At 64.0% G+C, this 17,437-nt stretch carries 16 protein-coding genes; 10 read left to right on the top strand and 6 right to left on the bottom strand.

Going from position 1 to position 17,437, the window contains the following annotated elements:
* Positions 1-6: 6 nt before the first annotated feature.
* From C9990_RS17040 to C9990_RS17015, 6 genes are all read right to left on the bottom strand, one after another.
* Complete coding sequence (locus C9990_RS17040; protein WP_106804045.1) at positions 7-1,641, bottom strand: methyl-accepting chemotaxis protein; 1,635 nt, start codon at positions 1,639-1,641, stop codon at positions 7-9.
* Positions 1,642-1,660: 19 nt separating this feature from the next.
* Positions 1,661-3,640, bottom strand: a complete 1,980-nt coding sequence (locus tag C9990_RS17035; RefSeq protein WP_106804044.1) for a chemotaxis protein CheA — start codon at positions 3,638-3,640, stop codon at positions 1,661-1,663.
* Between the two features lie 2 nt (positions 3,641-3,642).
* Complete coding sequence (locus C9990_RS17030) at positions 3,643-3,960, bottom strand: lipid asymmetry maintenance protein MlaB (protein ID WP_106804043.1); 318 nt, start codon at positions 3,958-3,960, stop codon at positions 3,643-3,645.
* Between the two features lie 4 nt (positions 3,961-3,964).
* Complete coding sequence (locus C9990_RS17025; protein WP_106804042.1) at positions 3,965-4,330, bottom strand: response regulator; 366 nt, start codon at positions 4,328-4,330, stop codon at positions 3,965-3,967.
* 43 nt (positions 4,331-4,373) lie between these two features.
* Positions 4,374-5,468 (bottom strand): methyl-accepting chemotaxis protein, encoded by a 1,095-nt coding sequence (locus C9990_RS17020; protein WP_106804041.1) that lies wholly within the window; start codon positions 5,466-5,468, stop codon positions 4,374-4,376.
* Positions 5,469-5,731: 263 nt separating this feature from the next.
* Entirely contained in the window at positions 5,732-6,583 is an 852-nt protein-coding gene (locus C9990_RS17015) for a LysR substrate-binding domain-containing protein (RefSeq protein ID WP_106804040.1), read from the bottom strand.
* Between the two features lie 243 nt (positions 6,584-6,826).
* Here C9990_RS17015 and C9990_RS17010 point away from each other — a divergent pair, with 243 nt between their 5' ends.
* From C9990_RS17010 to metC, 10 genes are all read left to right on the top strand, one after another.
* Entirely contained in the window at positions 6,827-7,648 is an 822-nt protein-coding gene (locus tag C9990_RS17010; protein ID WP_106804039.1) for a transporter substrate-binding domain-containing protein, read from the top strand.
* A 2-nt stretch (positions 7,649-7,650) separates the two neighbouring features.
* The gene (locus C9990_RS17005; RefSeq protein ID WP_106804038.1) at positions 7,651-8,457 is read left to right on the top strand and encodes a transporter substrate-binding domain-containing protein; all 807 of its coding nucleotides are present in this window, start codon (positions 7,651-7,653) and stop codon (positions 8,455-8,457) included.
* Positions 8,450-9,871, top strand: coding sequence for an FAD-binding oxidoreductase (locus C9990_RS17000; protein WP_065904942.1), 1,422 nt, complete (start codon positions 8,450-8,452; stop codon positions 9,869-9,871). The genes C9990_RS17005 and C9990_RS17000 overlap by 8 nt, the downstream gene beginning before the upstream one ends.
* Positions 9,868-11,070, top strand: coding sequence for an aminotransferase class I/II-fold pyridoxal phosphate-dependent enzyme (locus C9990_RS16995; protein ID WP_106804037.1), 1,203 nt, complete (start codon positions 9,868-9,870; stop codon positions 11,068-11,070). Before C9990_RS17000 ends, C9990_RS16995 begins: the two co-directional genes overlap by 4 nt.
* Positions 11,067-11,792 (top strand): amino acid ABC transporter permease, encoded by a 726-nt coding sequence (locus tag C9990_RS16990; RefSeq protein ID WP_106804036.1) that lies wholly within the window; start codon positions 11,067-11,069, stop codon positions 11,790-11,792. Before C9990_RS16995 ends, C9990_RS16990 begins: the two co-directional genes overlap by 4 nt.
* Positions 11,782-12,465 carry an amino acid ABC transporter permease gene (locus tag C9990_RS16985; protein ID WP_106804035.1) on the top strand — a complete coding sequence of 228 codons (684 nt, stop codon included), beginning with the start codon at positions 11,782-11,784 and terminating at the stop codon, positions 12,463-12,465. The genes C9990_RS16990 and C9990_RS16985 overlap by 11 nt, the downstream gene beginning before the upstream one ends.
* Positions 12,452-13,276, top strand: a complete 825-nt coding sequence (locus C9990_RS16980; RefSeq protein WP_065904950.1) for an amino acid ABC transporter ATP-binding protein — start codon at positions 12,452-12,454, stop codon at positions 13,274-13,276. The genes C9990_RS16985 and C9990_RS16980 overlap by 14 nt, the downstream gene beginning before the upstream one ends.
* A gap of 16 nt (positions 13,277-13,292) precedes the next feature.
* Positions 13,293-13,889, top strand: coding sequence for a cysteine dioxygenase (locus C9990_RS16975; RefSeq protein WP_106804034.1), 597 nt, complete (start codon positions 13,293-13,295; stop codon positions 13,887-13,889).
* 139 nt (positions 13,890-14,028) lie between these two features.
* The gene (locus tag C9990_RS16970) at positions 14,029-14,676 is read left to right on the top strand and encodes a glutathione S-transferase family protein (protein WP_106804033.1); all 648 of its coding nucleotides are present in this window, start codon (positions 14,029-14,031) and stop codon (positions 14,674-14,676) included.
* A 27-nt stretch (positions 14,677-14,703) separates the two neighbouring features.
* Positions 14,704-17,403, top strand: a complete 2,700-nt coding sequence (metC, locus tag C9990_RS16965) for a cystathionine beta-lyase (protein ID WP_106804032.1) — start codon at positions 14,704-14,706, stop codon at positions 17,401-17,403.
* The last annotated feature ends 34 nt before the right edge of the window (positions 17,404-17,437 follow it).

The following is a 17,437-nucleotide window of genomic DNA, read 5'->3' as shown; positions in this document are numbered from 1 at the left end:
CGGTGCTCAATTGAAACTGACGAACTGGCCTTCATCGACCGTCGTCCTGCCCTTGGACCAGCTTGGCGACGCGCTGGCGTAGTTGTCCTGGCTGCGCGGCAGGCCACGCTTGAGTGCGGGGCCGTCCTGTTCGAAGCGGAAGAAGCCGATCAGCTCCTGCAATTGTCCGGCCTGGGCGTTCATTTCTTCGGCGGTGGCGGCAAGCTCTTCCGAGGCGGCGGCGTTTTGCTGGGTGATTTGGTTCATCTGGCCCATGGCAACATTGATCTGCCCGGCGGCGCTGCTTTGTTCCTGCGAGGCGGCAGTGATTTCCTGCACCAGGTCCGAGGTTTTCTGGATGTTCGGGACGATTTCGTTCAACAGGCGGCCAGCCTGTTCGGCCAGGTGCACGCTGCTGGAGGCAACTTGACCGATCTCCTGGGCCGCCACCTGGCTGCGTTCGGCGAGCTTGCGCACTTCGGCGGCGACCACCGCGAAGCCTTTGCCGTGATCACCGGCGCGTGCCGCTTCGATGGCGGCGTTGAGCGCCAGCAGGTTGGTCTGGTAGGCGATGTCGTCGATGATGCTGATCTTGTCGGCAATCTGCTTCATCGCCAGCACCGTGTCGCTGACCGCGCCACCGCCTTGCACCGCGTCGTTGGCGGCTTTGCCGGCAATGCCGTCGGTGATTTTTGCGCTTTCAGTGTTCTGGGCGATCGACGCCGACATTTCCTCGACCGAGGCGCTGGTCTGCTCGACGCTGGCCGCCTGTTCGTTGGCGGCCTGGCTCAGTGACTGCGAGGTGGAGCTGACTTGTTCGGACGCCGAGGAGAGTGAATCGGCGGAACTGCGCACGTCTCCGAGGATGCTGCGCAGGCGCTCGGTCATGTTTTGCATGGCAGCGAGCAACTGGCCGGTTTCATCGCGGCTGTCTGCCTGCAGGTCCTGGCTCAGGTCGCCGGCAGCCATGCGGTTGGCGGCGGCCACCGCACCGTTGAGCGGCTTGGTGATACTGCGCGTGACCAGCACGCCAATGACCACGCCAAACAGCGTGGCGGCGAGGACCAGCGCGATCATTTGCAGGCGCGAGCGGTCGGCGATGTCGGAGATTTGCTGATTGGCCTCTTTGGCGCGCTCCTGTTTGTAGCGGCTGACTTCGCCGATCAGGCGGTCGATCTGCTCGCCGCTGACCACGGCCTTGGGCAGCAGGTCGGTGACGTCGCTGGTCTCCTGCAGCTGGCTGGATTGCTGATGCAGGGTCAACACCTGGTGCACCAGGTTTTCGTAGTCCTTGAGCGGCGTTTCCAGCTGGTCGATCTGCGCCATGCCTTCCTTGGTGATAAAGCTGGCGCGAGCGCTGTTGATCAGCGTGCGGGTTTTATCCAGTGCGGCCTTGGCCTGGTTCGCCGCCTGCTCACGCGCCGCGTGGTTGGTCGACAACAGGCTCTGGCGCATCGAGCGGCCGGCGACGATCAGCTGGATATTGGCTTCCTGCAGGGTGCTCAAGCCCGTGACGTCCAGCTCGTACATGCGGTCGGACAGGCCATTCACCTGTTCGAGGTTGCGGATGCCGATAAACCCGATGATCGCGGTCAACGCGACGACCACCAGGAAACCGGCGGTGAGTCGGATGCCTATCTTCATGTTGCGAACAAATTGCATGCGGTTTCTCCTGAAAAGGCTAGGCAAGGGGTTCTAAAAGGGATACGTCGAGGGCGGCAGGGGCCTGCAGCTGTCGGAACAGGCTGGGCACATCCAGGATCAGCGCCACTTGCCCGGAGCCGAGGATGGTCGAGCCACTGATGCCGCGCAGGTGCTGGAACATCTGGCCGAGTGGCTTGATCACGGTTTGCAGCTCGCCCAGCAGGTGGTCGACGATCAACCCGGCGTGCTGCCGGCCTTGGCTGACCACCACGATATTGCGGCGCCGGGCAGTGCTTGCGGGCAGCCCGAAGTGTTGATCCAGGGCTATGCACGGCAGCGGCGTGCCGCGCAGGTTGAGGTAGCCGTACTGGCTGGTGAGCGACGCGGCGTTGGCCTCCATGCATTCGGTGACCATGTCCAGCGGGATGACAAAACTGTCTTGGCCCACGCCCACGTGAAAGCCGTCAATGATCGCCAGGGTCAGCGGCAGGCGAATCCGGAAGGTGCAGCGCAGGCCTTGCTGCGACTCGATCTCGATGCTGCCGCGCAATTGCTCGATGGCGCTGCGCACCACGTCCATGCCAACGCCGCGCCCGGAGAGGTCGGACACCTGTTCGGCGGTGGAAAAGCCGGCTTCGAAAATCAGCCGGTGAATCGCGGTCTCGTTGAGCACCGCGTCTGCCTCGATCAGGCCTTTGCCGATGGCTTTTTCGCGAATCCGCGCGGTATTCAGGCCGCGCCCGTCGTCACTGATTTCCAGCACGATCATGCCGGAGTCATGGTAGGCGTTGAGCTGCAGGTTGCCCTCGGCGGGCTTGCCGGCTGCGAGGCGTTCGGCGGCCGACTCGATGCCATGGTCGATAGCGTTGCGCACCAGATGGGTGAGCGGGTCGGCGATCTTGTCGATCACGGTTTTGTCCAGCTCGGTGTCGCCGCCACGGATGCCCAGCTGGATGTGCTTGCCCAGTTGCTTGCTGACATCGCGGACCACGCGGTGGAAGCGGTTGAAGGTTTCACCGACCTCGACCATGCGCAGTTTCAGCGCGCTCTCGCGGATCTGCTCGACGTGCTGGTGCACGGCCAAGGCGCTTTCGATACACGCATTGTCGCCAGTGCGTTTGGCCTGCATCTGCGCACCGGCGGTGCTGATGACCAGCTCGCCGACCAGGTTGATCAGCTCATCGAGCTTGTGCGCAGGGACCTTGACCATGCTGGTGTCTTGCGGACGGCGGTCGCGGGCCGGCGATTTTTTTTCGGCGGGCGCGGCCAGGGTCGGCGCTGGCTCGACGCAGGGTTCGAGGGTGAGGGTGCAGAAGTCGACGATGAAGTCGAAGACGTCGGCGATCTCCTCGCGGCTCGCGGCGCTGCGCAGGGTCAAGGTAAAGCCCAGGTAACAGGCTTCGGGGTCGAAGCTGTCGAGGCCCGGCAGCCGATCGGTGCGGGTGTGCAGGGTGACGATTTCGCCCAGGCGGCTGAGGTAACGCAGGAAGGCCGCCGGATCGAACCCGTTGCGCAACAGCGCCTCGCTGAAGTCGATCGACAGTTGCCAGAGTTGCGCATTGGCGCTGATAGTCGGCGCGGCCGGCACGCTGTCGACGACGAGCGTGTCGTCACTCAGGCCACGCGCCTGGGCCAGGGCGTCGAGCAACAGTGCCTGTTGGGCCAGGTCGGTGTGCATCTCGCCGGTGGCGGGGTCGACGGCTGCAAGCATCCGGCGCAGTTCGTCCATGCAGCGCAGCATCAACGAGGTGAGGTCTTCATTGAGCGTGCGCTGGCCGTCGCGCACTTGCATCAGCAGGCTTTCAAGGTGATGGGTGAGATTGACCAGCGGTGTCAGCGAGAAAATGCCCGCCGAGCCCTTCAACGTGTGCACGGCGCGGAACAAGCCGTTGACCGCGTCGCTGTCTTCGGGCGCGGTTTCCAGTTGAAGCAGGCTGTCTTCGGCATCCTTGAGCAAGTCCCGGCCTTCGCTCAGGAAGCCCTGGAGCAATTGGTTCCACTGTTCGCCAGTGAGCATGGTCAATCCTCGATCCGAGCGTTGGGAAACAGTGATTCCAGGCGCAGCAGTGCGAGGGTTTCGCGCACGGCCGGGGCGGCATCGACCACGGTGACCGGGCTACCGCCCTGGCTGAGCGCGCGTTGCATCACCAGCAGCAATTGCAGGCCGGCGCTGTCGAAATCGCCGATGCCGGCCAGGTCAAGCTGCCAGGCGTCGGCATTGAGCGGCAACAGCGCGACAAAGGCATCACGCGCCTCGCTGACCTGATAAATGCTCAGGTCACCGTCGATACGAATGCGCGTCGGGCCGCCGAAAGCGGAAGGGGTCAGCGTGAACATGGGCTCAGCCCATCAACTTTTCGACGGCCGCCAACAGGTTCTGCGGCTGGAACGGCTTGACGATCCAGGCCCTCGCGCCGGCCGCCTGGCCTTCGGCTTTTTTCGACTGTTCGCTTTCGGTGGTGAGCATGATGATGGGCGTGAAGCGGTATTCGTTGCGCGCCTTGACCGCTTTCACCAGGCCGATGCCGTCGAGGTTCGGCATGTTCACGTCGCTGATGATCAGGTTGATCTTTTGCCCGGTCAGCTTGGTCAGTGCATCGCGCCCGTCGCAGGCCTCCAGGACCTGGTGGCCGGCGCCGGTGAGGGTCATCTTGACCAGTTGGCGCATGGACTGCGAGTCATCGACGATTAGTATGGTCTTGGCCATGTTCGGCTCCCTCGAAAGTGAAATTAACTGGAAAGTCGTCGCCTCAGAAAAATGTCACTTCGGCGCTGGAAGGGGTCTTGGGCTGGCCGTGGCGTTCTTCATCAGTGGTAAAACGCTGACGTAGCCGGTCCAGCCAGGCAGGAGCGTCGTGCAGGCTCGGGTCGTTGGCGACGATGGCGTCGAGCAGGTCCTGCAGGTCACTCTGTACGTGTTCGAGCATCTGGTCGGTGCGGTCCTGGAACTGCAGGCTGACCATGATTGCCTGGATGTCGTGCTGGGTTTCGCGGGCATCGTGCTGCAGCGCGTGGGAGGCGTCGGACAACTGGTTGAGGTTGTCGCCCAGGCGACTCATCACGCCGCTCACCGACTGGCTGAGGAAGTCCAGGTTGCTCTGTTCGCTGGTGCCCAGTTCGGCGGCCGCCTCGATGGTGGTCTGGATCGCGTGGGTGATCTCGCCAACCTTCTCATCCATGGCCAGGCCGGTCTCGGCCGACAGCGTGGAAAGCTTGCGCACCTCATCGGCGACCACCGAAAAACCGCGGCCGTACTCACCGGCCCGGGCCGCCTCGATAGCCGCATTCAGTGCCAGCAGGTTGGTTTGCTTGGCAATCTCCTGGACCCGGCGGGCCATGTGCTGCAACTGGCTGGCGTAGCTGTCCAGGTGGCTGATGGTGTCGAGCAGTGCATGCTGGCGCTGGCTGCTGGCGCGAAACGATTCGGTGACTTCGTGCAGGCGCTGGTTGGCATCGCGCAGGCTTTCGCCGACGCCGCCGTTGCCGAGCACGTCGTTGGAGTTGTCGAGGCTCTGTTCGAGGCGTTGGGCGATGTTGTGGAAACGCTGGAACAGCTCGCCGATATTGCTTTGCAGCAATGCCCGCGTTTGCCCCAGGCTGTCGCGCCAGCTCGGGGCGACGCCCTCGATCAGTTGCCAGTCGCCAGCGCTGGCGTGCGTCACGACCGATTCAACCGGCGTCTGGGAATGACTGGTGGCAGCGGCTTTGGCGGTTTTTCTCGGGCGCAGGGCGAGCAGGGCGAGGCTGCTCAGCAACAGTCCGGCGTGGGGTAACAGGTGGACGGGTACAACCAATCCGATGGTTGCCAATGCGAGGCCGAGCCAGGCCCCAAGGTAAATGCGCATCGCCAGCTTCCGTTGCAGGGTGTCAGATCGGCGGATGATAGCGATGGCGTAATGATGTCAGTATAAGGACAACCCTTAATCCGTAGGTTATGTCCTACAAAACCAAGCGGGCTTTGGGCGGGTAACAAGTCGACCGGTCGATCAGGTAAAAAGCGTTGCACCCAAGGGTTGCAAGAGCAGCGTCGATTGCGGGGTGCAGGCTGGGCAGGGAGTTTGGAGTAGGGTTTCGGCGTAAGGGTCGCTCACGCCGAGCCAGGCCTCCCTCACAGGCCTTGGCTGCCGCGGATCAGGTCATACGCTTTGCGCGCAATCGGGTTTGCCGTATTCGGCCGGATCCACAGGTAGTAGGTGACTTCCGGCAAGCGCGGCAATCCATCCGTTTCCCCGAGCACGCGCATGTCCGGCCCGAGCATCTCCATGCTCCGTGGCGTCACGCCCAGGCCCGCGCGAGTGGCGGCCTTGATGCCGATCAAGTTCGACGCCAGGTACGCCTGGCGCCAGGGGATATTCGCCCGCTCCAGGGCCTCGAGCGCGTAGCGCCGATAGATGCTCGGCTCGTCGACAAGGATCAGCGGCAACGGCTCGCTCGGCGAATGAATGTACTGCGCCGAACAGATCCACCACACCGGCGAGGTGCGCAGGGCGAAGCCTTCCAGGTTGGGGTCGGAGCGGGTGGAAATCACCATGTCGACCTTGCCGCGGTGCAGGTCATCCATCAGGAACGGGCTGCGGCCCACATCGATTTCCAGGCGCAGGCGCGGCGCGGAACGGGCGATATGGCTGAGGATCGGCGGCAGGATGGTGTCGGCGATATCGTGTGGCGAGCCAATGCGCAGCACGCCGCTCAGGCTGCTTTCGCGCAGCGAATTCAGCGCGTCGTCATTCAGCGACAGCATCTGCCGCGCATGCCGCAGCAGCTGCAGGCCCGGCTCGGTCAGCTGTTTCTGCCGGCCGCGCTTCTCGAACAGGCTGACCCCCACTTGCTGCTCCAGGCGCTGCATGTGCTGGGTCACGGACGATTGGGTGCGAGACAGGTGCGTGCCGGCTTCGGCGAAGCTGTGGTGGTCGACCACGGCGATAAAGGTGCGCAGGAGTTCAAGGTCGAGGGTCGACATGGCCGGTTCCAGGGGCGGTTTTACATCAAGGGTGTGAAGTTAAACATTACAGATATTTATGTATGCGTGAAGCAGATTTTTACCGCGCCCAGTAAATCATGGGTTATGCCGAAACTGCAGGTCGTGCAGATACGGCAAGTTATAACGATATGAGATATTTGCATTTCCGTTGCCCCTGCACACTCCCTAGCATGCCCCTCCATCAGGTCGGGGTACGCCGATCATTAGCCAGGGGGAAGTCCAATGATGTTGAAGAAATGGTTGCCGGTGGCCCTTGGGTCGATGATCGCCCTGGGCGGCAGTGTGGCGGCGCAGGCCGATGCGACCCTGGACAAGATCGAGCAGCGCCATGTGCTGGTGGTCGGCGTGCTGTTGTCCGGCGGGCCGTTCGGCAGCATCGACCCGGCCACGCAACAGCCCAAGGGCTTGAACGTCGACCTGGCCAACGAGCTGGGGCGTCAACTCAAGGCCCAGGTGCAACTGGTGCCGGTGTTGCCGGCCAACCGCGTGCAGTTCCTGCAACAGGGCAAGGTCGACCTGCTGATCGCCAACATGGAGTGGACCGCCGAGCGCGGTGAGATCCTCGGTTTTGTCCCGACCCCGTTCTACCGCATCGGCGGCACCGCCGCAGTGCTCAAGGACAGCAAGATCACCCGTTGGGAAGACCTCAAGGACCAGCCCGTCTGCACCTCCCAGGGCAGCAGCTATGTGAAGCCGCTGACCGAGCTCGGCGCGCAGATCAAGGCGTTCAAGAGCTCCTCCGAATCACTGCTGGCGCTGCGTGGCAACAACTGCGTGGCGGCGGTGCATGACTCCACGCTGATCAACCCGCTGATCAACGACAGCGCCGAATGGAAGGATTACCGCGCGATCAGCCCGGAACTCAACCCGGCACCGTCGGTGATCTGGACCCGTCGCGGCGAAAACGATACCCAGGCCAAGCTCGACCCGATCGTCAAGGAACTGCACCGCAGTGGCTGGCTGATCGACGCCCAGACCCGCAACCGCATCAGCCCGGCGTCGCCGGCCCTGGTGGAATTGCAAAAACAGTTCAAGGGCGCCTGAGCATGCAGATCAAAACCCTGGCCGCACTCGGCCTGGCCCTGTGCGCCGGCTTCGCACACGCCGACGCTACCCTCGACAAGATCCAGCAGCGCCACGCCATCAGCGTCGGTGTGATTCTCAGTGGTCCGCCGTTCGGCACCCTCGACCCGAAGACTGGCGAGCACCTGGGCTACAACGTCGAACTGGCCAAGGGCATCGGCCAGGCGCTGGGCGTCGAGACCCGGACAGTCTCGGTGCTGGCGCCCAACCGCGTGCAGTTCCTGCAGCAGGGCAAGGTCGACATCCTGATCGCCAATATGCAGTTCACCGAAGAGCGCGCCGAGATCCTCGACTACGTGCCGACGCCGTATGAAGAAGTCGGCGGCGCGGCCTTGATTCGCAAGGGCGCGGGCATCACCCAGTGGGCCGACCTCAAGGACAAGCCGGTGTGCGTGTCCCAAGGCAGCAACTTCATCAAGCCACTGCAGGAGACCTACGGCGCGCAGATCAAGGCGTTCCGCAGCCAGTCCGAATCGCTGTTGTCGCTGCGCGGCAATGGCTGCGTGGCGGCGGTGCACGTCAGCCCGACCATGCACGCATTGCTCAGCGATGCCGAGTGGGCCGGTTATGAGATCCCGTTGCCGGGCGACCTGATCCCGTCCAAATCGGTGATCTGGATTCGCAAGGGCGAACACGACACCCAGGCCAAGCTCGATGCCATTGTGCGCGACTGGCACAAGAGCGGCTTCCTGATCGCCCTCGGCGAGCGTACCGGCATGGCGCCGTCCCAGGCCCTGCGCGACCTGCACGAGCACTACAGCCATGAGTGATGCGTTGTTCGCCACCTTGCAACAACTGCTCGGCGCGGCCCATGTACACAGCAGTGACGAGGCGGCGCAGTACCTCACCGACAAACAGGGGCGCTACACCGGGCAGGTGATTGCGGCGGTGCACCCGGCCAACACTGAAGAAGTGGCGGCGGTGGTGCGCGCCTGCGTGGCGTTGAAGGCGCCGATCGTAGTGCAGGGTGGCAACACCGGCCTGATGGCCGGTGCCACGCCGGATGCCAGCGGGCGTTCGGTGTTGCTGCTGCTCGACCGCATGAACCGCGTGCGCCAGGTCGATACCGACAATGACACCCTCACGGTGGAGGCCGGCTGCATCCTGCAACACGTGCAGGACGTGGCCCGCGCTGCCGGCCGCCTGTTCCCCCTGAGCCTCGGTGCCGAGGGCAGTTGCACGATTGGCGGCAACCTCGGCACGAATGCCGGCGGCACGGCCGTGCTGCGTTACGGCAACACCCGTGAGTTGACCCTGGGCCTGGAAGTGGTGACCGCCGAAGGCGAGATCTGGCATGGCCTGCGCGGTCTGCGCAAGGACAATACCGGCTACGACCTGCGCGATTTGTACATTGGCAGCGAGGGCACGCTCGGCATTATCACCGCGGCCACCCTGAAGCTGTTCCCGCAGCCCTTGGCCCAGGCCACCGCGCTGTTGGCCTTTGACCAACTGGCCCAGGCCGTGGCGTTCCTGTCCCACGCCCGCGCCGGTTTTGGCGCCAATCTCACGGCCTTCGAATTGCTCAGCGCCGATTGCCTGGCGTTGCTGCGCGAGCAGTTCCCGGACGGCCCGCAGCCGTTCAAGGGCGCGAGCCAGCCGTGGTTTGCCTTGATCGAACTCTCCGACAACCACGGCGAACAGCATGCCCGCGAAGCCTTTGAGCGCGTGCTCGGTGAAGCCTTCGAGCAGGCCTTGATCGCAGACGCGCTGATTGCCGAAAGCCTGGCGCAAAGCGAAGCACTGTGGCTGCTGCGCGAGAACATGAGCGAGGCGCAAAAGCGCGCCGGGCGCAATATGAAGCACGATATCTCGGTACCGATTTCCCAGGTGGTGGCCTTCGTCGCGCACACGGATGCCGTGCTCCAGCAGCATTTCCCCGGCGTGCGCAATTTCACCTTCGGCCACCTCGGCGACGGCAACCTGCATTACAACGTGGCGCATCCACTCGATTCGACGGTGGAGGCGCACATGGCGCAGTACGCCGAGTTGAGCGCGATGGTGCACGACAGCGCCCATGCCCATGGCGGCTCGATCAGTGCCGAGCACGGCATCGGCCAGCGCAAGGTGGGCATGCTGGGTCGCTATAAAAGCGCGGTGGAACTGGACCTGATGCGCCGCATCAAGCAGGCGCTGGACCCGCACAACCTGCTCAATCCCGGCAAAGTCCTCGAGGTGCAGCCATGACCGTACGCCTGTCCCGGCGCGTGCAGCGAGTGTCGCTGTCCGCCAATGCCGCCGCCAAGTCCCGCGCCACCGAACTGCGGGAGGCCGGTCGTGACATCCTCGACCTCACCACCGGCGAGCCGGACTTCGACACCCCGGAGCACATCAAGCAGGCCGCCTATGCGGCCATCGCTGCGGGTGCCACCAAGTACACGCCGACGCCGGGCGTAAAGGCCTTGCGGGTGGCGGTGCAGCGCAAGCTGGCCGCAGAAAACCACCTGGATTATCCGCTGGCGTCGATTGTGATCGCCAACGGCGCCAAGCAGATCATCTTCAATGCTTTCGCCGCCACCCTGGATGACGGCGATGAAGTGCTGGTGCCGACGCCGTACTGGCCGTCATTTCCCGACAGCGTGCGCTTCAACGGGGGCGAGCCGGTCTTGATCGAATGCGGGCTGGAGCAGGGCTGCAAGCTGCTGCCGGCCCAGTTGGAACAGCACATCAGTGCGCACACGCGCTGGCTGATTCTCAACGGCCCGGGCAACCCCAGCGGCGCGGTGTACAGCACCACCGAGTTGCAGGCGTTGGCCGCGGTGCTGCGTCGCCATCCCCAGGTGCTGGTGCTGCTGGATGAACTGTATGAACACATCCGCTTCGACGGTCGTCCGGCCCAGAGCCTGTTGAACGTCGCTCCGGACCTGCAGGACCGGTGCCTGCTGGTGGGCGGTGTGTCCAAGACCTACGCCATGACCGGCTGGCGCATCGGCTTTGGCGCGGGGCCGAAAACCCTCACCGACGCCATGGCGGTGGTGCAATCGCAATCGACCTCCGGTGCTTCTTCGGTTGGCCAGGCGGCGGCGTTGGCGGCCTACACCGGCGGACTGGATTTTCTCGCCGAGCAGGTTGCGGCGTATCAATTGCGCCGGGACATCCTGGTCGCCGCGCTGGAAAACGTCGACGGTCTGCAAGTGCTGGAACCCCAGGGCGGCTTCTTCGTCTTCGTGCGTTGCGCCGGGCTGCTGGGGCGTTCTCGTCCCGATGGCCAGCGCATCGACAACGACGGCGACGTGGTCGCCTGGTTGCTGGAGGAGGGCGTGGCCGGGGTGGCAGGCAGCGCCTATGGGTTGTCGCCGTGGTTTCGCCTGTCGATTGCCACCGCGACCGAGAGTGTCGCCGAAGCAGGGCGGCGGATCGCGACCGCCTGCGGGAAGTTGCAATGATGGAGCTGTTCGTCCACTGGGCTGCCGGTATCGGCCTGAACTACAACTTTCTGCTGGATGCCTATCAGCGCGGCACGCTGGTGCAGGGCGCGCTGACCACGGGGCTGCTGTGCCTGTTCACCATTATCGGCAGCCTGCTCGCGGGTATCAGCCTGGCGGCGATGCTGACGTCCGGCAACCCGTGGCTGGCCAAGCCGGCGCGGGTGTTTATCGAGGTCACGCGCAACACGCCGACCCTGGTACAGCTGTACTGCGCGTTCCTGGTGCTGAACATGCTGCTGACCCAGGCGGTCGGCGCGGCCAACCCGCTCACGCCGTTCGCCTGGGTGGTGATCGTCATCTCCCTGCACAAGGGCGCATTCCATGCCGAGGCCCTGCGCGCCGGCATCGAGGCGGTGCCCGCCGTGACCCTCGAAGCCGCCAGTTCGCTGGCCTTCAGCAGCCGTCAATTATTGTGGAATGTGCAGTTGCCGCTGGCCCTGCGTTTTGCCTTGCCGTCGCTGATCAACAACCTGATCGACCTGGTGAAGATGACCGCCGTGGCCTCGGCGATTGCGGTGGGTGACATCACCTACGCCGCGATCATGATCTGGACCCAGAGCGACAACGTGCTGGAGCTGATGATCCTGATCCTGAGCTTCTTCGGCCTGCTGAGTTTTATCGTCAATTGTGTGGGGCGCTGGCTCGAAGCGCGCCTGAGGATGCCCGGCTATGGCCATTGATTCATTCCCGGTGCTGTCGGCCTTGCTGCAATGGTCGCCGGCGCTGGTTGCAGGCTTTGGCCAGAACATCCTCATCAGCCTGTTGGCGATTGGCATTGGTTCGGTGCTGGGCCTGTTGATCGGCGCCCTGGCGCTATCGCCATTGGGGGTTGTCGCGCGGCTGTGGGTGCAGGTATTTCGCAATGCGCCGTGGCTGGTACTGATCTATTTCACCACCTACGTGTTTCCGTTCGAGATTCATATCGGCAGCAGCTACGTGTCGTTTCCCGACTGGATCAAGGTCACGATAGGCCTGGCCCTGCCGGCCAGTGCCAACGTCGCGGAAATCTTTCGCGGCGCCATCGGCTCGATCCCCAGCACCCAGTGGGAAGCCGCGCGTTCGCTGGCGTTCACCCGTGGCCAGCTGTTCCGTTCGATCATCTTGCCGCAGTGCTTCAAGCGCATGTTGCCGCCGTGGATGAACCTCTACGCGGTGGTCACCATGGGCACCGCGCTGGCGTCGCTGGTGGGCGTGCATGACGTGATCGACACCGCGCAGATTGCCAGCAACACCGTGAACATGACCGGTTTTACCGTGGTGATCTACCTCAGCCTGCTGGTGCTGTTCTTTGCCTATTGCTACCCGATTTCCCGTCTCACCCAACACCTGGAGCGCCGCTATGCCTTCTATTGAACCCCTGGTGAGCCTGCGGGATGTCCACCTGTCGTTCGGCGCCAACCCGGTGCTCAAGGGCATCGATCTTGAGGTGCTGCGCGGCCAGGCGGTGTCGATCATCGGCCCGTCGGGCTCGGGCAAGTCCACGATCCTGCGCTGCATCACCGGGCTGTTGCAGCCCCAGCGCGGCAGCATCCGCGTCGGCCAGACCCAGGTCGACACGCTGGCCCAGGAAGCCCAGCGCATCGAGTTGCGCAAGCGCGTCGGTTTTGTGTTCCAGCAATACAACCTGTTCCCGCACTTGTCGGTGCTGGAGAACCTGGTGATCGCCCCGCGCAAGGTGCTCGGGCGCAATCGTGCCGATGCAGAAAAAGACGCGCGGGCGCTGTTGGCCAAGGTGCGCATGGAGCACAAGGCCGACGCGTATCCCGGCCAGCTCTCCGGTGGCCAGCAGCAGCGCGTGGCGATTGCCCGTGCCCTGGCGATGCGCCCGGAACTGATCCTGTTCGACGAAGTGACCTCGGCACTCGACCCGGAAACCGTCGGCGAAGTGCTGACGGTGATCCGCGAGCTGACCGAAGAGGGCATGACCTGCGTGTTGGTCACCCACGAAATGCGCTTCGCCGAAGAGATCAGCGACGTCGTGTATTTCACCGAAAACGGTGTGATTGTCGAGCATGGCAGCGCCGCGCAGATTTTCCAGAACCCGGCCAGCGAACGCACCCAGACGTTCCTGCGCCATGCCCTGGGCGACTCCGGGCGCCGTGGCCCGATCGCCCATGATCCGTACCTGTTGACCAATTTGAGCCGTTACAGCCTGTCAGTCTGATAAGAGGAAAACCGTCATGAGTAGCGAAAACCGTGCTGCTGTTATCGAAGCGTTCCTGCAGCAAATCCGCGTCATCAACCAGCGCGGCGTAGACCGCGCGGCCCTGATGGAAATCGTCGGCCTGCTGGAAAACCTCGCCGAGCGGCGCGACCTGTTCAACTTCGATGAATTCCCCGCGCCGGTGCCGGGGCAGGGCAGTACCGCGTTCCGCTATCGCCTGAATGACGATGGCGACACTCCGACGCTGTACCTCAACTCGCTGTTGCCGGGCAAAAGCACAATCGCGCATAACCACGAGACGTGGGCAATCATCAGTGCGGTGGAAGGCCAGGAAATCAACTACGTCTACGCCCGCAGTGATGAAGGCCGTGAGCCGGGCTTCACCACCCTGACGCTTGAGAAAGAAGTGATCGTGCAACCGGGCACCTCGATTTCGTTCCTCGGTGAAGACCTGCACGGCATCAAGGTTGAAGGCGAGCAGGCGACGCTGCACTTCCACCTCTACGGCTTGCCGCTGGAGTCGCTGAACGGCCGGTATGGCGTGGAAGCGGACGGCCGCATCCTCAACTACAACGCCTCGCAGATGGCGCCTTCCATCAAGGCGTATTTGTAAGCACTCCTGAGGATCGTTCCCACGCTCTGCGTGGGAACGCAGGTTGTGACGCTCTGCGTCACGCCAGACACCGGGACGCAGAGCGTCCCAAACGACATTCCCACGCAGAGCGTGGGAATGATCAAAGGGCGGGGTTTTTATGATTGATCTGTACTACTGGCCCACGGGCAACGGCCTCAAGGTCGGGATCCTGCTCGAAGAGCTGGGCCTGGATTACCGCCTGGTGCCGGTAAATATCCGTGAAGGCCAGCAAAAGCACGCCGACTTCCAGCGCATCAGCGCCAACGGGCGTATCCCGGCGATTGTCGACCACCGTCCCGAGGTGCCGTTGAGCCTGTTCGAGTCCGGCGCGATCCTCAATTACCTGGCCGACAGCGCCGGGCAATTCCTGCCACCGGCCGGCACTGCCGAGCGGCAGAAGGTCCAGGAATGGCTGTTCTGGCAGGTCGGGCATATCACCCCGTATCTCAGCCAGTTGCAGCTGTTCAAGGAGAAGGCCCCCGAGCCGATTGCCTTCGCCCTCGACCTGTTGAATGCCGAAGCCACGCGCCTGTACCGGGTGCTGGAGCAGCGCCTGGCCGAAGTGCCGTATGTGGCCGGCGAGTACTCGGTGGCAGACATGGCGATTTTTCCGTGGATCCAGCCGTTGCGCCAGGGCCAGCAGTTGGTGGACTACCCGCATATCCAGGCCTGGCGCTTGCGCATCCAGGCGCGGCCGGCGGTGCAGCGTGCCTATGCCAAGGGGCGCGAAGTGGCACCGGGCGAACGTTCGTTGGCGTTGCAGTAACTCTTTTCTTACTTTGTTGGGACTTCCATGAGCCAGACCATCACCCCAAGTCAACTGCAGCAATGGCTGTTCGACGGGCAGGAAATCGCCGTATTCGACGTGCGCGAACACGGGCAATACGGCGAGGCCCACCTGTTCCATGGGGTGAACCTGCCCTATAGCCGCCTGGAGCTGGAGGTACGCCGCCTGGCGCCCAACCCGCAGGTGCGCCTGGTGATCTACGACCAGGATGGCGGTGAAGTCGCGGCACTGGCGGCGGCGCGGTTGCAGGCGCTGGGCTACCGCCGCGTGCATGTGCTTGAAGGTGGCGCCCAGGGTTGGCAGGCCGCCGGTTTGCAGCTGTTTGCCGGGGTGCATGTGCCGTCCAAGGCCTTTGGCGAGCTGGTCGAGGAGGCCAGCCACACGCCTCACGTCACCGCGCGGCAACTGGCCGAGTGGCAGGCGCGTGGCGAGCCGCTGGTGGTGCTCGACGGGCGGCCGTTCGAGGAGTACCGCAAGATGACCATCCCCGGTTCGATCTGCTGCCCCAACGGCGAGCTGGGTTATCGCGTGCATGACCTGGTGCCGGATGACCGCACGCCGATCGTGGTCAACTGCGCCGGGCGTACGCGCAGCATTATCGGCGCGCAGACGCTGATCAACCTGGGCTTGAAAAACCCGATCTACGCCTTGGAAAACGGCACCCAGGGCTGGTACCTGGAAGACTTCCAGCTGGAGCATGGCAGCACCCGCCGCTACGCCGAGCAGGTCAACGGCGACCTGGCCTCCCAGCGCCAGGCTGCGCGGCAACTGGCTGAGCGGGCAGGGGTGACGACGGTGTCGGCGGATCAGGTTCGCCAATGGGCCGATGACGCGCAACGCAGCCTGTTCCTGTGTGACGTGCGCACTGGCGAAGAGTTTGCCCTGGGCACGTTGCCCGGCGCGCAACACACGCCGGGCGGGCAGTTGATCCAGTCCACCGACCTGTACATCGGCGTGCGCCAGGCGCGCATTGTGCTGGTGGACAGCGATGGCGTGCGCGCACCGATTGTCGCCAGCTGGCTGCGGCAGTTGGGGCATGAGGCCTACGTGCTGAGCGGTGGTATCGACAGTGGCCTGGCCCTGCCGGTGTTGCAGCCGGTGGCGTATGAGCCGTTGCCGTTGATCAGCCCAGAGGCGCTGGCGGCGCAATTGAGTGAGGTAAACCTGGTCGATCTGCGCCCGAGCATGGTGTATCGCAAGGGGCATATTGCCGGTGCTACCTGGTCGATTCGTGCGCAGCTTAAAACCGATCAGCGTCCGCTGGTGCTGGTGGCGGATGACCCTGCAGTGGCGGCCTTCGCGGCCCAAGGGCTGTCGGCTCGATTGCTCGACGGCGGCCTCACTGCCTGGGCAGCGGCTGGCCTGCCGGTCAACGAAGACTCGCAAAACCCGCCCGACGCGCAGTGCATCGACTTCCTGTTCTTCACCCACGACCGCCATAGCGGCAACAAGGACGCCGCCCGCCAGTACCTGGCCTGGGAAATCGGCCTGTTGGCGCAAATGAGTGAGGCGGAAATCGCCAGCCTCAAACCCTTGGCGCCGCCGTCACGCGTGCGCACGCGGTTGATCCACGCCGCACGTACCGAAAAGGGCCACGGCGGCCGCGCGGTCAATGTGCCGATCACCCGCCTGAGCACGGTGCTGTTCGACAACCTGGCGCAAATGCGCGACGCCCGTGCCCGCCGCGACAGCGAGCGCGTGCTGACCTACGGCGCGCGCGGCAACCCGACCTCCCACGCGCTGGAAGATCTGGTGAGCGAACTCGAAGGTGGCTATCGCACGCGTCTCTACGGCACGGGCCTGGCGGCAGCGGCCCAGGTGTTCCTGGCCTATCTGCGCCCCGGCGATCATGTGCTGATCACCGATGCGGTGTACTCGCCGGTGCGCAAACTGGCCTGCGAGTTTCTCCAGCCCTTCGGCATCGAGGTGAGTTACTTCTCGCCGGATGGCAAGGGTGTGGAGGCGCAACTGCAAGCCAATACCCGGCTGGTCTACGCCGAAGTGCCGGGCTCGCTGCTGTATGAACTGTGCGATTTGCCTGCGATTGCGGCGTTGTGCAAGCCGCGCAACATCCTGCTGGCCGTCGACAACACCTGGGGCTCAGGCTACCTGTACCGGCCACTGGCATTGGGCGCGGACATTTCGATCATGGCCCTGACCAAATACCTCGGCGGGCACAGTGACGTGATGATGGGCAGCGTGTGCACCACCGAGGCCGCCTGGCCGGCGCTGGGCAAGATGAGTGACACCTTCGGCAATTCGGTGAGTGCCGACGATGCCTACCTGATCCTGCGCGGTGCCCGCACCCTGGCGTCGCGCCTGGATGTGCACGAACGCCAGGCCGTGGACATCGCCCTGTGGTTGCAGGCGCAGCCGCAGGTCAAGCGCGTGTTCCACCCGGCGCTGCCCGAGCATCCGGGGCATGCGCTATGGCGTCGCGACTTCACCGGCAGCAATGGGTTGTTGTCGTTTGAGTTGGCCAGTGCCGATGCCGGCTACGTCGAACGCTTTATCGACGGCTTGCAGCTGTTCGGCCTGGGGGCTTCGTGGGGCGGCTATGAAAGCCTGGTCACCGTGGCCGACACCCAGGACCGCGACAGCGCATCCGACCGGGCGTTGAACCCGGTGGTGCGTTTGCATATCGGCCTGGAAGATGTGGCGGCGCTGATCGAGGACCTGCAGCGCGGGTTTGCGCTGGCAGGTTGAGGCCTGCGCGCTCCCATGCAAGGTGGGAGCGCGC

Source organism: Pseudomonas sp. S5D5 (assembly GCF_003013355.1).
In the GTDB taxonomy this organism is placed as follows: Bacteria; Pseudomonadota; Gammaproteobacteria; order Pseudomonadales; family Pseudomonadaceae; genus Aquipseudomonas; species Aquipseudomonas aylmerensis.
Note: the sequence above shows the minus strand (reverse complement) of the source record. Positions and strands in the feature narration are given on the sequence as shown.